General features: G+C 54.0%; 17 protein-coding genes and 1 riboswitch. Of the genes, 14 read left to right on the forward strand and 3 right to left on the reverse strand.

What is annotated here, in order from left to right; translation table 11 throughout:
- Nucleotides 1-633 precede the first annotated feature (633 nt).
- From IAE55_RS00920 to IAE55_RS00945, 6 genes are all read left to right on the forward strand, one after another.
- Nucleotides 634-1,356 (forward strand): class I SAM-dependent methyltransferase, encoded by a 723-nt coding sequence (locus tag IAE55_RS00920; RefSeq protein ID WP_200630664.1) that lies wholly within the window; start codon nucleotides 634-636, stop codon nucleotides 1,354-1,356.
- 106 nt (nucleotides 1,357-1,462) lie between these two features.
- A complete protein-coding gene (locus IAE55_RS00925; RefSeq protein ID WP_186381855.1) occupies nucleotides 1,463-1,789 on the forward strand; it encodes a YrdB family protein in 327 nt (108 codons plus the stop codon).
- Nucleotides 1,790-1,923: 134 nt separating this feature from the next.
- Nucleotides 1,924-2,028: riboswitch (TPP riboswitch) on the forward strand.
- Between the two features lie 139 nt (nucleotides 2,029-2,167).
- On the forward strand, nucleotides 2,168-2,866 hold the full coding sequence (gene tenA, locus IAE55_RS00930; RefSeq protein ID WP_145157068.1) for a thiaminase II: 699 nt from the start codon (nucleotides 2,168-2,170) through the stop codon (nucleotides 2,864-2,866).
- The gene (thiM, locus tag IAE55_RS00935) at nucleotides 2,863-3,711 is read left to right on the forward strand and encodes a hydroxyethylthiazole kinase (protein WP_442793321.1); all 849 of its coding nucleotides are present in this window, start codon (nucleotides 2,863-2,865) and stop codon (nucleotides 3,709-3,711) included. Before tenA ends, thiM begins: the two co-directional genes overlap by 4 nt.
- Nucleotides 3,708-4,523 (forward strand): bifunctional hydroxymethylpyrimidine kinase/phosphomethylpyrimidine kinase, encoded by an 816-nt coding sequence (gene thiD / locus IAE55_RS00940; protein ID WP_105443315.1) that lies wholly within the window; start codon nucleotides 3,708-3,710, stop codon nucleotides 4,521-4,523. Before thiM ends, thiD begins: the two co-directional genes overlap by 4 nt.
- Before the next feature lie 191 nt (nucleotides 4,524-4,714).
- Nucleotides 4,715-6,217 (forward strand): carboxylesterase/lipase family protein, encoded by a 1,503-nt coding sequence (locus IAE55_RS00945; protein WP_200630665.1) that lies wholly within the window; start codon nucleotides 4,715-4,717, stop codon nucleotides 6,215-6,217.
- Between the two features lie 97 nt (nucleotides 6,218-6,314).
- Here the strand turns inward: IAE55_RS00945 and IAE55_RS00950 are convergent, their stop codons facing one another.
- Nucleotides 6,315-6,713, reverse strand: coding sequence for an effector binding domain-containing protein (locus IAE55_RS00950; protein WP_200630666.1), 399 nt, complete (start codon nucleotides 6,711-6,713; stop codon nucleotides 6,315-6,317).
- A gap of 263 nt (nucleotides 6,714-6,976) precedes the next feature.
- Between IAE55_RS00950 and IAE55_RS00955 the strand changes: the two genes are divergently transcribed.
- The 3 genes from IAE55_RS00955 (at nucleotide 6,977) to IAE55_RS00965 (ending at nucleotide 9,743) form a co-directional block, all read left to right on the forward strand.
- Nucleotides 6,977-8,260 (forward strand): alpha-L-fucosidase, encoded by a 1,284-nt coding sequence (locus IAE55_RS00955; protein ID WP_200630667.1) that lies wholly within the window; start codon nucleotides 6,977-6,979, stop codon nucleotides 8,258-8,260.
- Between the two features lie 24 nt (nucleotides 8,261-8,284).
- Entirely contained in the window at nucleotides 8,285-9,157 is an 873-nt protein-coding gene (locus IAE55_RS00960; protein WP_089546936.1) for a sugar phosphate isomerase/epimerase family protein, read from the forward strand.
- A 103-nt stretch (nucleotides 9,158-9,260) separates the two neighbouring features.
- Nucleotides 9,261-9,743 carry an NUDIX hydrolase gene (locus tag IAE55_RS00965; protein WP_200630668.1) on the forward strand — a complete coding sequence of 161 codons (483 nt, stop codon included), beginning with the start codon at nucleotides 9,261-9,263 and terminating at the stop codon, nucleotides 9,741-9,743.
- Here IAE55_RS00965 and IAE55_RS00970 read toward each other — a convergent pair.
- Both IAE55_RS00970 and IAE55_RS00975 read right to left on the reverse strand, forming a co-directional pair.
- Entirely contained in the window at nucleotides 9,740-10,111 is a 372-nt protein-coding gene (locus IAE55_RS00970) for a hypothetical protein (protein ID WP_200630669.1), read from the reverse strand. The genes IAE55_RS00965 and IAE55_RS00970 overlap by 4 nt on opposite strands.
- Before the next feature lie 71 nt (nucleotides 10,112-10,182).
- Nucleotides 10,183-10,617, reverse strand: coding sequence for an Lrp/AsnC family transcriptional regulator (locus tag IAE55_RS00975; RefSeq protein ID WP_200630670.1), 435 nt, complete (start codon nucleotides 10,615-10,617; stop codon nucleotides 10,183-10,185).
- A 221-nt stretch (nucleotides 10,618-10,838) separates the two neighbouring features.
- Here IAE55_RS00975 and IAE55_RS00980 point away from each other — a divergent pair, with 221 nt between their 5' ends.
- From IAE55_RS00980 to IAE55_RS34210, 5 genes are all read left to right on the forward strand, one after another.
- On the forward strand, nucleotides 10,839-11,849 hold the full coding sequence (locus IAE55_RS00980; protein WP_145157074.1) for an oxidoreductase: 1,011 nt from the start codon (nucleotides 10,839-10,841) through the stop codon (nucleotides 11,847-11,849).
- A gap of 72 nt (nucleotides 11,850-11,921) precedes the next feature.
- Nucleotides 11,922-12,881: an AraC family transcriptional regulator gene (locus IAE55_RS00985; protein ID WP_325168589.1), complete on the forward strand. Its 960-nt coding sequence runs from the start codon at nucleotides 11,922-11,924 to the stop codon at nucleotides 12,879-12,881.
- Nucleotides 12,882-13,088: 207 nt separating this feature from the next.
- The gene (locus IAE55_RS00990) at nucleotides 13,089-14,003 is read left to right on the forward strand and encodes an SDR family oxidoreductase (RefSeq protein ID WP_200630671.1); all 915 of its coding nucleotides are present in this window, start codon (nucleotides 13,089-13,091) and stop codon (nucleotides 14,001-14,003) included.
- Between the two features lie 148 nt (nucleotides 14,004-14,151).
- Nucleotides 14,152-15,132: an aldo/keto reductase gene (locus IAE55_RS00995; protein WP_200630672.1), complete on the forward strand. Its 981-nt coding sequence runs from the start codon at nucleotides 14,152-14,154 to the stop codon at nucleotides 15,130-15,132.
- Nucleotides 15,133-15,310: 178 nt separating this feature from the next.
- Nucleotides 15,311-17,119, forward strand: coding sequence for an LTA synthase family protein (locus IAE55_RS34210; RefSeq protein WP_200630673.1), 1,809 nt, complete (start codon nucleotides 15,311-15,313; stop codon nucleotides 17,117-17,119).
- Nucleotides 17,120-17,125: the final 6 nt, after the last annotated feature.

Consider the following 17,125-nt stretch of genomic DNA (forward strand, 5'->3'; position numbering starts at 1 on the left):
GCATCCTGTAGCAGAAGGCATTGCCCTTCAGAGACGTGAAAACCGCTGAAAGCAAATAAATCAAGCGTAACAGGCTGCCGAGAGGCAGCCTTTTACTGTTACTGGACGAGTAATGAGGATTCGTGATGCTAAGCATTCAAACCAGGATTTAGGGATCATGATGTCGACCTCGGATGGCCACGGCGAGCCAATCCTCGCTTCACCCCGTAAATGAGGAGATCAACCGCCGCGCCGATGATGACAGCCATGACGATGGAGAGAAGATACGCCGGGAACCGTAAGGGGATAAAGTAGCTGTTCGTTACGAAAGCGTGTTTATCGGACATCCAGCCCGAGTACACAGTGTCATGCAGGAGGTATTCAAGCAAGGGATTCAGCCGGATCAGTATGATGTTGGCCAAGCCCTGTCCGGAGGCATCCAGTATGCATATGAGAATCATACATAACGTGAGCCAAAAAGAAACGCTTTTTAACAAAGACATTCCCCGCCTTCAAACTTGTTCTTGTCATTTATAACGTATCCTGCCGCAACTAAGTTCTGCACAGCTTACATAAAGCTGGTTTATTTATATCCAACCTTTCTGTTGGTTGGTATAATATGGTGGAGAATAGCGAGTCTACGGAGGTGGTTGCATGAAAGAGAGGGTGCTCGAGGCTTATACCAAGCTCGCCAAGGACTATGAACTGCATACCGATTCGGACAGCGGCGCCAACGCATACTACGAGCGTCCGGCCATGCTGGAGCTGCTGCCAACGGATATGTCCGGACTTCATGCCCTTGATGCAGGCTGCGCCGCAGGATGGTATACCGAGCAGTTCGTTTCCCGCGGGGCATCGGTATCGGCGATCGATTTCAGCCCCGATATGGTGGAGGCGGCCAGACGGAGAGTCGGGAGTCAAGCGGAGATTCGGGTTCACGATCTAAGCGAACCACTGCCATACGGAGCCGATAAGTTCGACTTGATTCTCAGTTCGCTGACGCTGCATTACATCGAAGACTGGGATCCTTTGTTCCGTGAGTTTCAGCGGGTATTGAAGCCTGGAGGAACGTTATTGTTTTCGGTGCATCATCCGTTTATGGACTTTACCGTTTTTAAGAGACCGGATTATTTTGTACGGGAGCTGCTTGTAGACCGGTGGACGAAGAAAGAGGCAGGCAGCGTTGAAGTGACGTTCTTCCGCAGACCCCTGCAGGAAATCGTCAATATGACGTCAAGCTGGTTTGTACTGGACCGGCTTGTTGAACCAAAGCCGGTTCCCGAGTTTCTGGAGCGGCTGCCGGAGTCGGCCGACTTCTACCAGCGGATTCTGCATCACCCGCATTTTTTAATTGTGAAAGCTCACAAGCCGGAGTGAGAGGGGAAAAGTTTTCGCCGCGAGAGGCAAGAAACAATCGGCATAATTTTACTGAGAATGGCTTCATTCCAAAGGCCCTGACCGGCCCAAAATGGAGGGTTTGGCAATGATTGTGATCGACCTTATCTTTTTTCTAATGGAGCTGTGTGCACTGGCAGCCTTTTGCCTGTGGGGATTTAAATTGGATACCGCCTTGTGGATCCGTATCGTGGCAGGAATAGGTTCGCCGGTCGTTGTTGCTGTTTTTTGGGGCATGTATGTCGCACCGAAAGCGACCTTCCCGGTGACGCTTCCCGTCCGGGCTGTGCTGCAGCTGATCGTATTCGGTCTGGCCGCGGCTGCGCTGTACGGATCGGGTTATCGAACGGCAGCTATCATTTATGCCGCTGTCGTCATCGTCGAGATGATCCTTTCTTACGCGTTGAAAAGATAAACACTTGAAGGTGGAAGGAGATCCGCATAAACGATCGACAAGCTTTTTCCCGGTATCCCGACGGCAGCTTTTTTTGTTTGACAACACCGGCAAACGGAGCTACAGTTAATCATGAACTTGTAAAATATCATACGAAAATCCACTAGGGGAGCTGCGGAGGCAGCTGAGACAAGTGATCGCTTGGACCCTTTGAACCTGATCCGGTTAATACCGGCGGAGGGAAGTGGAGCAGGCCTTTACATACGCAACTTTCTTGATGAGATACATTCAGGATGACACTGCAAATAGCGGCCGCTCCATTTCGGGGCGGCTTTTTTGTATTGGCTTCCCCGCGCTCGAACATGCGATTTTCGTCAAAATTAATGGAGGTGCATTATCATGGCCCGGTTTACCGAAGAATTGAGACATGCGGCAGATCCCATTTATCAAGCGATCTTCAAGCATCCGTTTGTACGGGGGATTGCGGAAGGTACCTTGTCCAAGGAGCAGCTGATTCACTATGTGAAGCAGGATTTTGAATACCTGAATGCCTACATCCGGATCTATGGCATTGCCATATCCCGATGCGATTGCCGGCAGACGACCGCGCTTTTTAACGAACAGATTTCGTTTATTTTGAACAGCGAAACGCATCCCCACCAAAACTTTTGTGATGTCGCCGGTGTTGCATATGAGGAACTGCAAGGCTATCCGCTGGCTCCATCGGCCAATCATTACATCCGGCATATGCTGAACGTTGCCCACGAGGGGGGACTTGAGGATATTGTAGCTGCGCTGTTACCTTGTCCGTGGACCTATACGGAAATCGGCCAACGTCTGCTGGAGGAAGTCCAACCGGAGAAATCCCATCCGTTTTATGAATGGATGCACTTTTACGGAGACCGGGAAAGCGGCGTAACGGTACAGCTGCGGCGGCTGCTCGACGAATGGGCGGAAGGCCTGGCTCCCGCAAGAAAAAAACGGCTGATGGAGCATTTTCTGACCAGCTGTCAGCTGGAGTACATGTTCTGGGATATGGCGTTTACGCTTGAGGATTGGCCGGTTTCCCTGGCTGCAGCGGAAGGGGTGGGACGATGACCGCCGATATGTTTCCGTCCGGACTTATCCAGCTTCCTCTACGGATAAAAGAGCAGCGTCCGCTCATTCACAACATGACGAATGTGGTCGTGACCAACTTTACGGCCAACGGCCTGCTTGCCCTTGGCGCCTCTCCGGTTATGGCCTATGCCAAAGAGGAGGTGGCCGATATGGCTCGGGTCGCCCAAGCCGTCGTTCTGAATCTCGGAACGCTGAACAGCGAATTGGTGGAAGCGGCGATCATCGCCGGCCGATCGGCGAATGATCATGGCGTTCCGGTGTTCCTGGATCCCGTCGGCGCGGGAGCGACCGCATTTCGCACGGAGGCTGCGCTGCGGATTTTGCGCGAGGTCCGCGTGTCACTGGTTCGGGGCAACGCAGCGGAGGTTGCCCATCTCATTGGTGAAACCGGCGCGATAAAAGGTGTCGACGCAGGGGAGGGCGGGGAGTCCGCTCCCGCCGACTTGGCGGCACGGGCGGCACACCGTCTGGGGACGCTCGTCGCCATTACCGGGCAAGAAGATGTGATCACCGACGGAACGAGAGGATACTTGATCCGGGGGGGACATCCGATGCTGACCCAAGTCACCGGGACCGGCTGCTTGCTGACATCGGTGATCGCCGCTTTTGGAGCGGTCGAATCCGATCTGCTGTCCGCCGGCGCGGCCGCCTTGGCGTACTACGGTGAAGCGGCCGTTCGGGCATTTGAGCGGGCAGGCATTGGGGGGCCGGGAAGCTTCCAAATCGCTTTCCTCGACGCGTTGTCTGTCATGGACCGGCATCCGCTGGAGGAAGGAACCATTACCGCTCTTCTGGAGTCGGCAGGAAGGGGATTTGTGCAATGAGCATCCCGAAAGCATTGACGGTAGCCGGTTCTGACAGCGGCGGCGGGGCAGGCATCCAGGCGGATATCAAAACGTTCCAGGAGCTCGGCGTATTCGGTATGTCGGCCATTACAGCCATTACCATTCAAAACACACTCGGGGTACAAGGCGTTTATCCGCTTCCTGCGGCTGCGGCAGCCGAACAAATGGATGCCGTGGGCACCGACCTCGGCGTGGATGCGGTCAAAACCGGCATGCTGTTCAGCGCGGATATTATTGAGGCCGTCGCAGGACGAATAGCCGCTTTTGGCTGGAGGAATGTGGTCGTCGACCCGGTTATGGTCGCCAAAGGCGGCGCGCGGCTTCTGCAGCAGGACGCTGTTGACGCGCTGAAGAACAAGCTGCTGCCGCTGGCTGCTGTCGTCACGCCCAACATTCCGGAGGCGGAAGTGCTCGCCGGGATGGCGATCCGGTCGATGGAGGAACGCTGCGAGGCAGCCTACCGCATCGCGGCTTACGGTCCGGCGATGGTTGTGATCAAGGGCGGACATGACGAATCGTCTGACAAGGCGGTTGATCTTACTTTCGACGGAAAATCCTTCTCGACCCTGGAAGGAAGCCGGATTGACACGCGTCATACGCATGGAACGGGATGTACCTTCTCGGCTGCGATCGCCGCTGAGCTGGCTAAAGGGAACCCGGTCAACGAGGCCGTACGGACGGCCCGTGAATTCATCCAGGCGGCCATCGAGAACGCCCTCGGTATTGGCGGCGGGAGCGGTCCGACCAATCATTGGGCCTACCGCAGCCAAAAGGAAGGGGCGGCAAGATAAAGGCAGCCGATACCGGCCTGCTTCACAAGCGATTAGCACCTGTCTATATAGACAGGTTTTTTTCTTGGCGCTGGCTTCCTTAAGTGGTCGTCGATAGATGGTTTTTTGCACCGAGCTTCGGTTAGGCTTTGTCCAATTTTTAGTGTTACAATGGTAGAACGATTCCAACGCTAGAAAGGATGTTAACGAAATTGGACCAACTCCTCATCCGTACTCATAATGGCCTGATTCAAGGATATGTTCAGAACGGCGTCCGGACTTGGAAGGCGATTCCTTACGCCGAGCCCCCCGTCGGCGAGCGGCGTTTCCGGAAACCGCTTCCTGCACGGCCATGGGCAGGCGTCAGATCCGGGGACATGACGGTTCCGCTTGCCCCGCAGCGCGTCAACCCCACGGGTGGCGCGTTTAGACTGAAACGGGATCAGATCCCGCAGTCCGAGGACTGCCTGTACGTCAATGTGTGGGCCCCTGACGAGCCGGCACCGCAGCCGCTTCCGGTCATGGTGTGGATCCATGGCGGCGCCTTCGTGACGGGCGGCGGCGGACTGCCCATTTATGACGGCTCCGAGCTGGCGCGCCGGGGACGCTTAATTGTCGTCAGCCTCAGCTACCGGCTGGGTCCTCTCGGTTTTACGCATTTTTCTCCATTTTCCGGAGAGTCCGAAGACAGTTATGTAAGCAACGCCGGTCTGCTGGACCAAATCGAAGCGCTGCGCTGGGTGAAGCACAACATCACCGCTTTCGGCGGAGATCCTCAGCAGGTGACCGTATTTGGTGAGTCGGCGGGAAGCATGAGCATCGCAGCGCTGCTTGCAATGCCTGCAGCCCGAGGCTTGTTCACCCGGGCGATTATGCAGAGCGGGGCTTCCCAGGCGATTTCGGACTCCCATGGCAGGCTGCTTACGAAGGGACTGCTGGATATCCTTGGCATTCCGGAGGATCAGCTGGAGCGGCTGCAAGAAGTGCCTGCCGAGGAGATCCTAAGAGCGGCAGACAAGTTAAAACAGGCGGCGGGAGCAAGTGCTGTCATGCTGTTCCAGCCGGTCGTCGACGGGAAGCTGCTGCTCGTCACGCCTTTGGAAGCGGTGGCCGCCGGTTCCGCGGCCGGCATCGAGATCATCATTGGTACGAACCGGGATGAGGGGGCGCTTTTTATACCTGAAGGCATGCCAATGCTGACTAAGGAACAAAACGCCCGGGCGTATACAGCGGTGACCGGATCGAAGGAAGCGGCGAGCTGGATCGAAGCATATCCGGCCACCGTGGAGGGACAGCGTCAGGCGATGACCGAGCTGTTCTTCTGGAGGTCGGCCCTTCAGTTCGCAGAAGCCCAGATGCCGCATGCAGCGGTATGGATGTATCGTTACGATTATGCGATGGTGCCGGGCGATCCGCTGCTGGGAACGGCCTTTCATTCCGCCGAAATTCCGTTTGTGTTTAACAATCTCGAATTGCTTGCAGGCGCAGGTACGCCGGTGAACGAAGAGATGAGGATCGTGGCGGAACGCATGCAGGAGGCCTGGACGTCTTTTGCCAAGCGCGGACAGCCCTCAACGCCTTCTCTGCCGTGGCCTGCGTACGATGCGGAGGAACGCTGGACGATGGTGTTCGGTGCAGACAGCGCGGTTACCCGTGATCCGGACGCGGACAAACGGCGGATGCTGACCGGCGGGTCTGACAGAAGAACAACTTAAGCTCCCTATGTCAAAAGGTCACGCCTGGGAATCCAGGTGTGACCTTTTTTTCATAAACCATGAAGTATTCATTACACTTCGTTACTTAGCGGTTTGGTTACTTTACAGCTATGTAAATTTCTATTTCTCCGCCGGGGTGGTATTTCTCATAATCATAGGTATAAGCCCGACGTAACGCCCCTGCTTCTTCTTTCTCCCAGATGCTTCTCCACGTTTTCACGATTCCCATTTCATCAGCGGTGTCTACCGTAAAAACCTCGTACGTCGCGTCATCTGGGATTTCTATCCAAGTATCGCCTGGGACATTCTCGGTTGCGACGCTTAATGAATAGTCTCCCGTGTAATTACTTTCATAATCATAATAAATACCGTATATCATGTCGCGATGCCGCTCAACCTTGCCCGAGGCTTCGTTCCAAATGGCCTGGATTTTTCCGATCATGCCGGGGTCATTAAAATTATTCGTCCGCGTGCTGTTGATCAAGTGCAGTTTCATGGATTTCCCTCCGCTTTCCGTATCGATTCGGTTTCATTCAAGGCGTCTTGTTTCATCTATTATAGAACGTTTGTTTGTGTTTTTCAAATTTTAACCATTTCGGATGACTAGAGTTCGTGCTAAAAAAGCGAATTTGAATAAAAGGGTATCCCGGATGCCGGAACGAAGAATAAGGGAGTGCCGTCCGGCAGTGAGGTAAGCAACGCTGTCGAATTTTGCTGCGGCACAAGTCAAGAAAACAGCTATTGGAGGGCGAATAGGGCATGAATCCGCGTTTTGAAAGAACGGCAACATTAATGAACGACCGCTTTGGCCTGTTTATTCATTGGGGATTGTATGCGATTCCGGCCAGAGGCGAATGGGTACGGAGCCAGGAGCGCATCACGAATGAACAGTACCAAGCCTATTTTGAGGAGTTTAATCCGACTCTGTATGATCCGCGTGCATGGGCCAAGGCGGCCAAAGCGGCCGGACAGCGCTACGCCGTGCTGACGACCAAGCATCACGACGGCTTCTGCTTGTTTGACAGCGAGCTGACAGATTATAAAGCAACGAATACGCCGGCTGGAAGAGACCTGATCCGCGAGTATGTCGATGCGTTTCGCGAAGAAGGGCTGCAGGTCGGTTTCTATTATTCCTTGATCGATTGGTACCATTCGGATTATCCAGCCTTCGGCGACCGCCAGCATCCGATGCGTGCGGAAGAATCGTACAAAAACCGGGAAGAGCAATTCGACCGGTATTTGGAGTACATGCACGGACAGGTCCGGGAACTGCTGACCAACTACGGAAAAATCGATATAATGTGGTTCGATTTCTCATATGATGATATGACGGGCGAAAAGTGGCGCGCCACCGAGCTGATCCGGATGATCCGGTCCCTTCAGCCGGACATCGTCATCGACAACCGCTTGGGCGGCAATATTATGGCGGCGGAGCCGGAGGAATACGCGGGCGACTTCTTCTCGCCTGAACAGATTATTCCGCCGGGCGGCATTGTGAATGACCTGGGCGAGCCGATTCCGTGGGAGGCATGTATCACCCTAAACGACCATTGGGGCTACCATGCGACGGACAAAAACTATAAGTCTCCGAGACAGGTCATCCGTGCGCTGGTGGAATGCGTCAGCAAAAACGGCAATTTGCTCCTGAACGTCGGACCGGACGCCAAAGGAGAAATTCCGAAGGAGTCCCTGGCCATTTTGTCCGTTGTCGGTGAATGGCTGCGCCGGAACGGGGACAGCATTTACGGCTGCGGGATTGCGTCACTTCCCAAGCCGGAGTGGGGGCGGTATACGCAAAAAGGCAATAAGCTGTACGCCCATATTTTTGACCGCGGCATCGGCCCGATCTACTTCCAGGGACTGAAGGGGAAGATCAAGAAGGCCCGCCTGCTGTCGGACGGCAGCGAGCTGCACGTGGAAACGCCTTGGATGGCCGATCAATATTCGGATACGGACAGCGGCGCGTTTATTCACCTGGCCGGCGGCGATCTGCCGGATGAACTGGATACGGTCATCGAACTGGAACTGACAGAAGAAATTTAACAACAGACCGGAGGGATTACGCGAATGAAGCCTGGAGTAAGTACATACAGCCTTTTGCAAGCGATTAAAGCGGGAGAGATGACCGTACTGGACGTCATCGACTGGATTGCGGAGCAGGGCGGGGAACATATGGAGATCGTACCGTACGGATTTACGCTGGAGGATCAGCCGGAGCTGGCCGATGCGGTTCGTGAGCGGGCCGCTGCCAAAGGAATCGAGCTGTCCAATTATTCGATGCCGGCCAACTTCGTGCAGGATACGCCGGAAGCCTTTGAAGAGGAAATTGAACGCATCAAGCGGCATGTGGACACCGTTCACCGATTGGGTATGAAGCATATGCGTCATGACGTGACAGCATTTACGCTGCCGCCGGAGAAGCGGGGCATCGATTATCTCGAAGCCAACCTGGACCAGATCGTCGAAGGCTGCCGGCGGATCGCCGATTATGCGGCGGGGTTCGGCATCACGACCACCGTCGAGAATCACGGCATGAGCGTTCAGGCCAGTGACCGCGTTCAGCGCGTGCTGCAGGCCGTGGACCGTCCCAATTTCAAAACGACGCTCGATATCGGTAACTTCCTCTGTGTCGATGAGCAGCCGCTTGTCGGCGTCAAACGGAATCTCCCCTATGCATCGCTTGTGCATGTGAAGGATTTCTATATCCGTCCGGCGGACCAGAACCCTGGAGGCGGCGCCTGGTTTCTTACCTCGCACGGCAATTATTTGCGGGGAGCTATCTTCGGGCAGGGTGATATCGACGTACGGCGGGTGCTCCGTTTGATCAAGGAATCCGGCTACGACGGATACATTACGCTGGAGTTCGAGGGCATGGAGGAGTGCCGCGAGGGCACGAAGCTTGGCCTTGAAAACCTGAAGCGGATCTGGGACGAAGTCTAAAACACTTCAGCTGCTGCGCAAAAAGGTAGGGAAGCGGCTGCCGGGCCTGCCCGGCAGCCTTGTTTTTTGCAGAAACGTAATCATTTATTTGGAGGTTGATAGCATGATGATGCCTACGCATATCGGAGCCGTCGGCGGCTTTGTTGAGAACGGCTGCGGGGATATCCTCTTGGTCAAGACACGGCACGGCGGATGGGTTTTTCCCGGCGGCCAGGTGGAGAATGGTGAGAACCTCATGGATGCCCTGACTAGAGAAATCAAGGAAGAGAGCGGCATCGACACCGAAGTGTCGCATCTGATCGGGATTTATTCCAATACGGGCAGCTACCTGTGGCATGATGGACAAACCCCGGTTCCGACCAAGCTGATGCTGGACTTTGTATGTACAACGACGGGAGGGGAGCTGTGCACATCCGAAGAGACTTCGGACAGCCGCTGGGTGCCGAAAAGTCAGGTGCTCGACCTCGTAACCGCATCGGCCATCCGGCTCCGCTATCAGGCTTACCTGGACTTTACCGGTAAAATCCATTATATGGAGTACATCACGAGACCGGAATTTGAGGTTAAGCTGCAAAGAACGCTTTAATCCGAATGTAACGCCCCGGGCTCGGGGCGGGCCCATTTGACCCATACCCGATAGATAGTTGTTTTATCGACGTGCTGCTCGTCGGCAAACACCTCACGCCTGCCGTAACCCGCGGACTTCGCTTTCATCAGCTCCCATACCAGGGCGCCGGCGATCTTCGGATCGGCCGTCCGGTACCCGTTATACTCCCAGCCGAGTTTGTTATAGGGTTCATCCAAGGCCCATACTTGGGCTTCATACATCGAATCAAACGTCATTTCTTCATCGTGCCAGATCAAACCGGACAAGTCGTGCTGCTTCAATCCATAGTCCGTACCCTGTGTTACAAGCTCGAAAAACGGCTCAGGCTTGTTTCCATCATCCTTCATGTCCTGTCATCCCCCCAATTATCAATTCAACGAAACGCAGTACTAGCGGTGCATAAGTTTCATGTGGATGCTTATTGTTCGTCCAGCGCAAAAGCTCTGGAATCAAATGTCGTTGACAGCACGGTGATCGTCTGCGTGAAGCCGTACTTGCTGCAGGCCATCCGGAACTCCTCCAGCGATTGCATCGAAGCCGCAACCACCTTCAGGATAAAATTATATTGACCGCTGATTTGATGCAGTTCAAGCACGTCGGGAGACTGGGAGCAGAATTCGGTCAATGCGTTGCAATGATCGGCCTGCACGAGAATAAACGCCGTGATCGGTTTGCCTATTTTATCAGGAGACAGCACCGCACGGTAGGATGCTATGACGCCTTTATCCTCCAGCTTGCGGATCCGCTCGGTCACAGCCGGACCGGACATGTTGATCATGCGGCCCAGCTCGGAAATGGAAATCCGGGCATCCTTTTGCAGAATATCTAAAATACGCAGGTCAATTTGATCCATAAAGTGAACTCCTTTCGTCATTTGAAAAAATCCAGTCAGAGCAAGCCTCTTGATTCAGATTCCGGACAGAACTTTCAAATTATAAATTCCGGAACGGCGTATAACTTCAAATTCTAAGTATGAGGGTAGGAATAACTTGGTTTTTGTATGTAACGATGCCCCTGCGACTCTTACAATGGAGTTAAGAAATCCAAACACAAGAGTCTTAGGAGGAGTTAACCATGAAAACCATCATATATAGCGAAAAACATATCGGAGGGCTGAAGCTGAGCAACCGATTAATCGTTTCCCCCATGCAGCAGAACCAGGGGACGCCCGAAGCGTTCGCCACCGATTATCACGTAAGCCACTACGGCCGGCTTGCCGGCGGAGCCGCGATGGTGATGCTGGAATCGACCGGGGTGTCGCCGAACGGCAGGCTGTTCAGCAACGACATCGGCATTTTTACGGATGAGCATGTAGCCCCCTTGAAAAAAGTGGTCGAAGCTGTTCACGCCAAAAACACGCCGGTTTTCATTCAGCTTACGCATGGCGGCAGAAAGTCGTGGAGAAACGGGGGGTCTCGTCTGCTAGCACCAAGTCCGATTGCCTATGACGATGAATACGGGATACCGGAAGAAATGAGCCTCTCGGATATCCGGAGCGAGATCAACAATTTCCGGCTAGCTGCCAGAAGAAGCCTGGAAGCCGGCTTTGACGGCATCGAAGTGCACGCGGCACACGGCCATTTGGTGCATCAGTTCCTCTCCCCGCTGTCCAACCACCGGACAGATGAATATGGCGGCTCGCCGGAAAAACGAACCCGGTTTCTGCGTGACATTTTGGAAGCCGTCCGTTCGGAGGTGGGACGCGACTATCCGGTACTGATCCGCGTATCCGCGTCCGATTTTACCGAAGGGGGCCTTACGCCCGTAGATGTGGCGAAAATTTCCGCTTCCCTGGAGCCACTGATCGATGCCGTGGACGTGTCTTCCGGCGGCCTGCTCCCGGTCAATCCCGCCGCGACGCCCGAAGGGTATCAGGTACCCTATGCCTCCATTATAAAGCAATACGTGAGTATTCCCATCATTGCCGTGGGTAAAATTTACACCAAAGAACTTGCCGAGTTTATCCTAACGGATCGACTGGCGGACTTTATCGCCATCGGACGGCCGCTGCTGGGAGATCCGGAGTATATTCGCAGCACTTTTTTTACTTCTGAAGTGGAAGCCGTCGGTGTTCATTCTAATTGAGCCTTGAGATGAAAGAGTATCGAAGCTATCGTTAAGGGAGGAAGTAAATGATACGAGGAGTTGTTAAAAACGGTGCAGCTAATAAATGAACATACGGTTCCATCGGCGTATCCTGACGCCGGGGGGACGCTTGAAGCCGAAACAGCCCGGCTGATACAGCTGATCTACCTGTATGCTCCGCATGACGGTGCCTTTGATCAGCGCATCCCTGGTTTGTTCATCGGCCGCTATTCACGAGTAGATATGGACAACGTTAAAACCTTTTACTCGCCTTCTTTGGGAATCGTTGTGCAAGGAGCCAAGGACATCACGGTCGGGAAGGAGGTTCATCGAATCGGCCAATCGGATATGTTTGTGACACCCGCGGCTCTGCCGGTTGCTGTTCAGACCACACAAGCCAGCCATTCCGAACCGCTGCTCGGTGTCAGATTGGATCTGGATCCGCAAAGAATCGCCGAGTTGGTCCTGAAAGTGTATCCCCAGGGACTGCCTCCAATTCATGAACGGAGCGCATGCTACGTCACTCACGCAGACTTAGGCATTGTAAGGACGATGTCAAGACTGATAGAGTATCTATTTCACCCCGGCGATGCCGAATTGCTGGCTCCACTCGCAGTGGATGAGATTTTGATACGGCTTCTGCGCAGCCCCGTCGGTGTTCATGTTGCCGAAATGGGTTTTGCTGACTCGGAAATGCAGCCTGTGGTGAAGGCCATTGCTTGGCTCCGTGACCATTTTTCCCAGCAAATAAAGGTTGAAAACTTAGCGGAATTGGAGCATATGAGTGTGTCTACTTTTTATAAGCATTTTAAGTCAGTCACGTCGATGAGCCCGCTGCAATACCAAAAAGCGCTGCGCCTTCAAGAAGCCCGGCATCTGATGTTATCTCGCCAAATGGACGCGACCACTGCATGCCGGCTTGTAGGGTATGTAAGCGACTCCCAGTTCAGCCGGGATTACAGCGCTTATTTTGGACGCCCTCCAAGAAGGGACGTTTCCAGATTGCTTCAAAGAGAACTAATCATGGACTGACCGAATGGTGTGGGTGAGGCGGGGGTTCGATCAGATTCGGGAAGCATACCAGAATATCAGGCAAAGAGTGGCGAGGATCAGGCAAAGATCTGGGTGAGCTGTGGAGTATGCTAAGTTTAGCGTTGAATCAGCGGCAAGGGGATAAGAGATTACCGCCGCAAGAGATGCAGCAGCTAAACTACTCTACAGCTGTAGGAGGACTTTACTATGCGTGTTTTTGTTACAGGAGCAACAGGCTTTATCGGTTCCGCTGTCGTCCGCGAACTCTTGGGTGCCGGACATCATGTGGTGGGGCTTGCCCGCTCAGACAAATCGGCTGAAGCATTAACTGCCGTCGGGGTTGAGGTGCATCGCGGCAACCTCCACGATCTCGACAGCCTTAAAGCTGGCGCCGAGGCATCGGAAGGTGTCATACACACCGCTTTTAACACGGATTTTAACAACTTTGACGAACCCACGAACTTTGTAGACACCGCCGAAGCGGACCGGCGAGCGATCGAGACGTTGGGCGAAGCGCTCGCCGGAACGAATCGGCCCCTCGTTGTCACATCCGGTACCGCCCTTCTTAGACCGGGCCATCTCGCAATGGAAGAGGACCCAATGGATTCACAGTCGTTCGCAGCGCTTCGGATCCCATCCGAAGAGACGGCACTGTCATTCGCCCAACGAGGTGTGCGTGTATCGGTGGTGCGGCCCCCGTTGTCCGTACACGGCAAAGGGGATCATGGCTTCATCCCGGCACTCATACACCTAGCTCAGACCAGAGGTTACTCGGCATACTTAGGCAAAGGGTCTAATCGCTGGTCCGCTGTGCACCTTCTCGATCTCGCGCACCTGTTCCGGTTGGCCTTGGAAAAGGCTCCTGCCGGCGCACGGCTGCACGGTGTCGGCGAAGAAGCGATCCCGTTTAAAGATATCGCTAATGTTATTGGCCAACGCCTTGAAGTGCCGGTAAAAGCCATTTCCCCCGAGGAGGTTGATGAACATTTCGGTTTTCTTGCAGCCATGGTAAAGATGGACAACCCGGCCTCAAGCACCTGGACCCAAGAGCAGTTGGGCTGGTCTCCCGTGCAGCCCGGGTTGATTGCTGACATCGATCAGAACTACTTTACAAACTCATAATTCGGACCTACAGGCCCAGGCTGTCGACAAACCCTTGTTGGTAATTCATCTAAATTGGTTCTTCCAAAATCGCATGTATTGGCTCTGATCATAAGCCATTTTCCTTATTATACTGAAGCCATACACAAGCGAAAGGGAGGAAATGTTGATGAACAGAACCTTGGGATCATCCGGTATTCCTGTAAGTCCTCTCGGGCTCGGCTGCTGGGCGATTGGCGGAAACTTTACGCTCGGCGGCCTGCCTGACGGATGGGGAGAGGTGGATGATGCGGAATCGGAAGCGGCCATCCATACGGCGCTGGATATGGGAGTAACCTTCTTTGATACGGCCGACGCTTATGGAACCGGACATAGTGAAGAAGTGCTGGGCCGCGCGGTTAGGGGACGCCGGCAACAAGTGGTGATCGCCACCAAATTCGGATTTTTGCAGGACGCCGCGAACAAGGAAGTACATTTGCGTTACGACGTCTCGCCCTCCTATGTCCGCTTTGCCTGCGAGCGTTCGCTCCGGCGGCTGGGGACCGATTACATCGATTTGCTGCAGATTCATCCGGGTTCATTGACCCGCGAAGAGTTGGAGTCCGTGATCGATCCGCTGGAACGTCTGCGCGGGGAGGGGCTTATCCGGGCATACGGGTGGAGCACGGGTGATGCGGAGAACGCCGAGTTTTTCGCCAGCCGGTCGCATGCAGCCGCCATTCAGCATGAGCAAAATGTTTTCCATGACAACCGTGACGTCGTGGCCGTTTGCGAGCGGTTGGGTCTTGTAAGCATTAACAACACGCCGCTGGCGATGGGGCTTTTGAGCGGCAAATTCCGGCCGGAGACAAGCCTGCCGAATACGGATGTCAGAGGCAGCGGGCATGACTGGGTGAGGTACTTTAAAGACGGCAGCCCCCTTCCCGTGTTCATTGAGAAGCTTGACGCCATCAAAGAAATTTTGACGAGCGGCGAGCGGACGCTGGTGCAGGGAGCCCTTGCCTGGTTGTGGGCGAGAAGCGATGCCGCGATCCCGATTCCGGGCTTTAAAACGAGACGGCAGGTGGAGGAACTGGCAGGAGCTGTATCCCTTGGCCCATTATCGGCTAAACAAATGCAAGAAATCGATGCGATTGTGAACAGCTTCTAGCAAAGTTCGCAAATCGATATAGGTATGATCCGACCCTCACGGTAATTCCGTGGGGGTTTGTCAATTCACAAAATTGTAATGCCAATATAAAGAGAATGTTAAATTTTCGTATGATTTTAATGTTTTTTTAAGATAATTGGCGTATACTGTTCGCTTGAGAACAGATGGGAGTGATACCGTGCGCCAATTATTTGTGCCGTCCAGGCGGGTGGGGGTAACCCTTTTCTCCTTGCTGCTCGGCGGTTTTATTTTGAACTTCTTCATGCAGGCGGCTTCGCTCGGAATGAATATCGAAAGCGTGCTGAACTGGATTTCCCAATATTACTGGCTTTATTTATCCGGCAGCCTGTTTTTCTTTTTCGTGCTGCTGGTCTGTGCCATGATTATTCCAAATGTTTATACGGGGGCGTTGATCGCTTTTCTCGTATGCGTGGTCCTCGGGATCGCCAATTTTGAGAAGCTGTCCACAACGGGCGAGCCTCTATTCCCATGGGATTTGATGCAGATCAAGAACGCCCAGGAAATGACGAAAATTACGAAGGGCATGATTTCGCCGACAGCAGTCGTCGTATCGGTGCTGCTCGTTGCGGCGTTGATCTATCTGATGCTGAAGCTGCCAAAGGTCAAGGTCCGTCTTCCGCTGCGGATCACGCTCGGCATTATCTCGTTGGTTGCGGTCGGCGGATTTATTCAAATGGTCGGAGGCCAGCACGCGCTGGCCACATCACTGAAGTATCAGAACATTCCGTGGAACCAGAAGGTCAACTACGCCCAGAACGGGTTCGTGTACGCCTTCGCCGGCAACCTGATGCAGAACCTGATCGAAAAACCGGAGGGTTACAGCAAAGAAGCGATCGAAGCCATCGCGCAAAAATACGGAACATCTACCGGTACGCCGTCAAACAAAACGATAGAGCAGCCGAATATTATGTACATGATGGACGAGGCTTTTTTTGATCCGACCCGGATGCCGTCCTATACGTTCAGCGAGGATCCGCTGAAGTTTATTCACCAGAACGCCCAATCGACGCCGGATGGTTTTCTGCTGTCCCCCGAGTTTGGAGGCAACACGGCCAACGTGGAATTCGAGGCGCTGACCGGCCTGTCGATGTATTTTTTGAAGGACGGGTCGATTCCGTACCAGCAGCGAATTGTCAAAATGTCCTCACTGCCTTCCATCGTCAGCATTCTGAAGGACCGGGGATACGAGGCGCTGGCGCTGCATCCGTTCGATGACACGTTCTACAACCGCAATCGGGTGTATCCGATTCTCGGCTTCGACCAATTCACGAGTGAGAAGGACCTGCCGAACGCCAAGCGGTATACGCCGAATGGCTACATTTCCGACATGGCCGCCGTGCAGGAAGCCGTCCGTGAGCTGAATTCGGCGAGCAAGCCGACGTTCCTGCACCTGGTGACGATGCAGAACCATTTTCCGTTTACCAAGGGGCTGAACGGTTCGAACACGATTACGGTTTCCGGCGTCAAACAGGAATATAAAGACGAGCTGGAAACGTACACACATGATACTAAGCTGACGGATGAGGCGGTGGCTTACTTGAGCCAACAGCTGAAGACGATTCAGCGGCCGACGATCGTCGCGTTCTGGGGCGATCACCTGCCGGCATTGTCCTCCGGGGTGTATGCCCAGGCCGGATTTAACGACAACCCGCGCCTGAAGCATGAGACGAAGCTGATCTACTTGGCCAACTTTGATATCGGCAGCAAGTCTCCGGGCACGATGAGTCCCGCTTTTATCGGACCGACCGTGTTCGAGCTGTCCGGCCAGAGTATGCCGGCGTATTACAAGCTGCTGGAGAAAGTGAAGTCCGAAATTCCCGGCTTGAACAAAAGCGTGTTAATCGGCAAGGACAACGCCGTGATCTCTGCCTTGACGCCGGAGCAGCAGAAGCTTCTGAACGATTACAAGCTTGTGGTTTACGATATGCTGGAGGGAGAGCAGTACGGCAAGGATTTGCTGTACTAGGGATTG

This window comes from Paenibacillus sp. S28, from assembly GCF_016624415.1.
Classification (GTDB): Bacteria; Bacillota; Bacilli; order Paenibacillales; family Paenibacillaceae; genus Paenibacillus_AQ; species Paenibacillus_AQ favisporus.

Coding starts and splice junctions, on each gene's coding strand:
- IAE55_RS00920 (WP_200630664.1), top strand. CDS start 634: ATGAAAGAGAGGGTGCTCGAGGCTTATACCAAGCTCGCCAAGGACTAT.
- IAE55_RS00925 (WP_186381855.1), top strand. CDS start 1,463: ATGATTGTGATCGACCTTATCTTTTTTCTAATGGAGCTGTGTGCACTG.
- tenA (WP_145157068.1), top strand. CDS start 2,168: ATGGCCCGGTTTACCGAAGAATTGAGACATGCGGCAGATCCCATTTAT.
- thiM (WP_442793321.1), top strand. CDS start 2,863: ATGACCGCCGATATGTTTCCGTCCGGACTTATCCAGCTTCCTCTACGG.
- thiD (WP_105443315.1), top strand. CDS start 3,708: ATGAGCATCCCGAAAGCATTGACGGTAGCCGGTTCTGACAGCGGCGGC.
- IAE55_RS00950 (WP_200630666.1), bottom strand. CDS start 6,713: ATGAAACTGCACTTGATCAACAGCACGCGGACGAATAATTTTAATGAC.
- IAE55_RS00955 (WP_200630667.1), top strand. CDS start 6,977: ATGAATCCGCGTTTTGAAAGAACGGCAACATTAATGAACGACCGCTTT.
- IAE55_RS00960 (WP_089546936.1), top strand. CDS start 8,285: ATGAAGCCTGGAGTAAGTACATACAGCCTTTTGCAAGCGATTAAAGCG.
- IAE55_RS00965 (WP_200630668.1), top strand. CDS start 9,261: ATGATGATGCCTACGCATATCGGAGCCGTCGGCGGCTTTGTTGAGAAC.
- IAE55_RS00970 (WP_200630669.1), bottom strand. CDS start 10,111: ATGAAGGATGATGGAAACAAGCCTGAGCCGTTTTTCGAGCTTGTAACA.
- IAE55_RS00975 (WP_200630670.1), bottom strand. CDS start 10,617: ATGGATCAAATTGACCTGCGTATTTTAGATATTCTGCAAAAGGATGCC.
- IAE55_RS00980 (WP_145157074.1), top strand. CDS start 10,839: ATGAAAACCATCATATATAGCGAAAAACATATCGGAGGGCTGAAGCTG.
- IAE55_RS00990 (WP_200630671.1), top strand. CDS start 13,089: ATGCGTGTTTTTGTTACAGGAGCAACAGGCTTTATCGGTTCCGCTGTC.
- IAE55_RS00995 (WP_200630672.1), top strand. CDS start 14,152: ATGAACAGAACCTTGGGATCATCCGGTATTCCTGTAAGTCCTCTCGGG.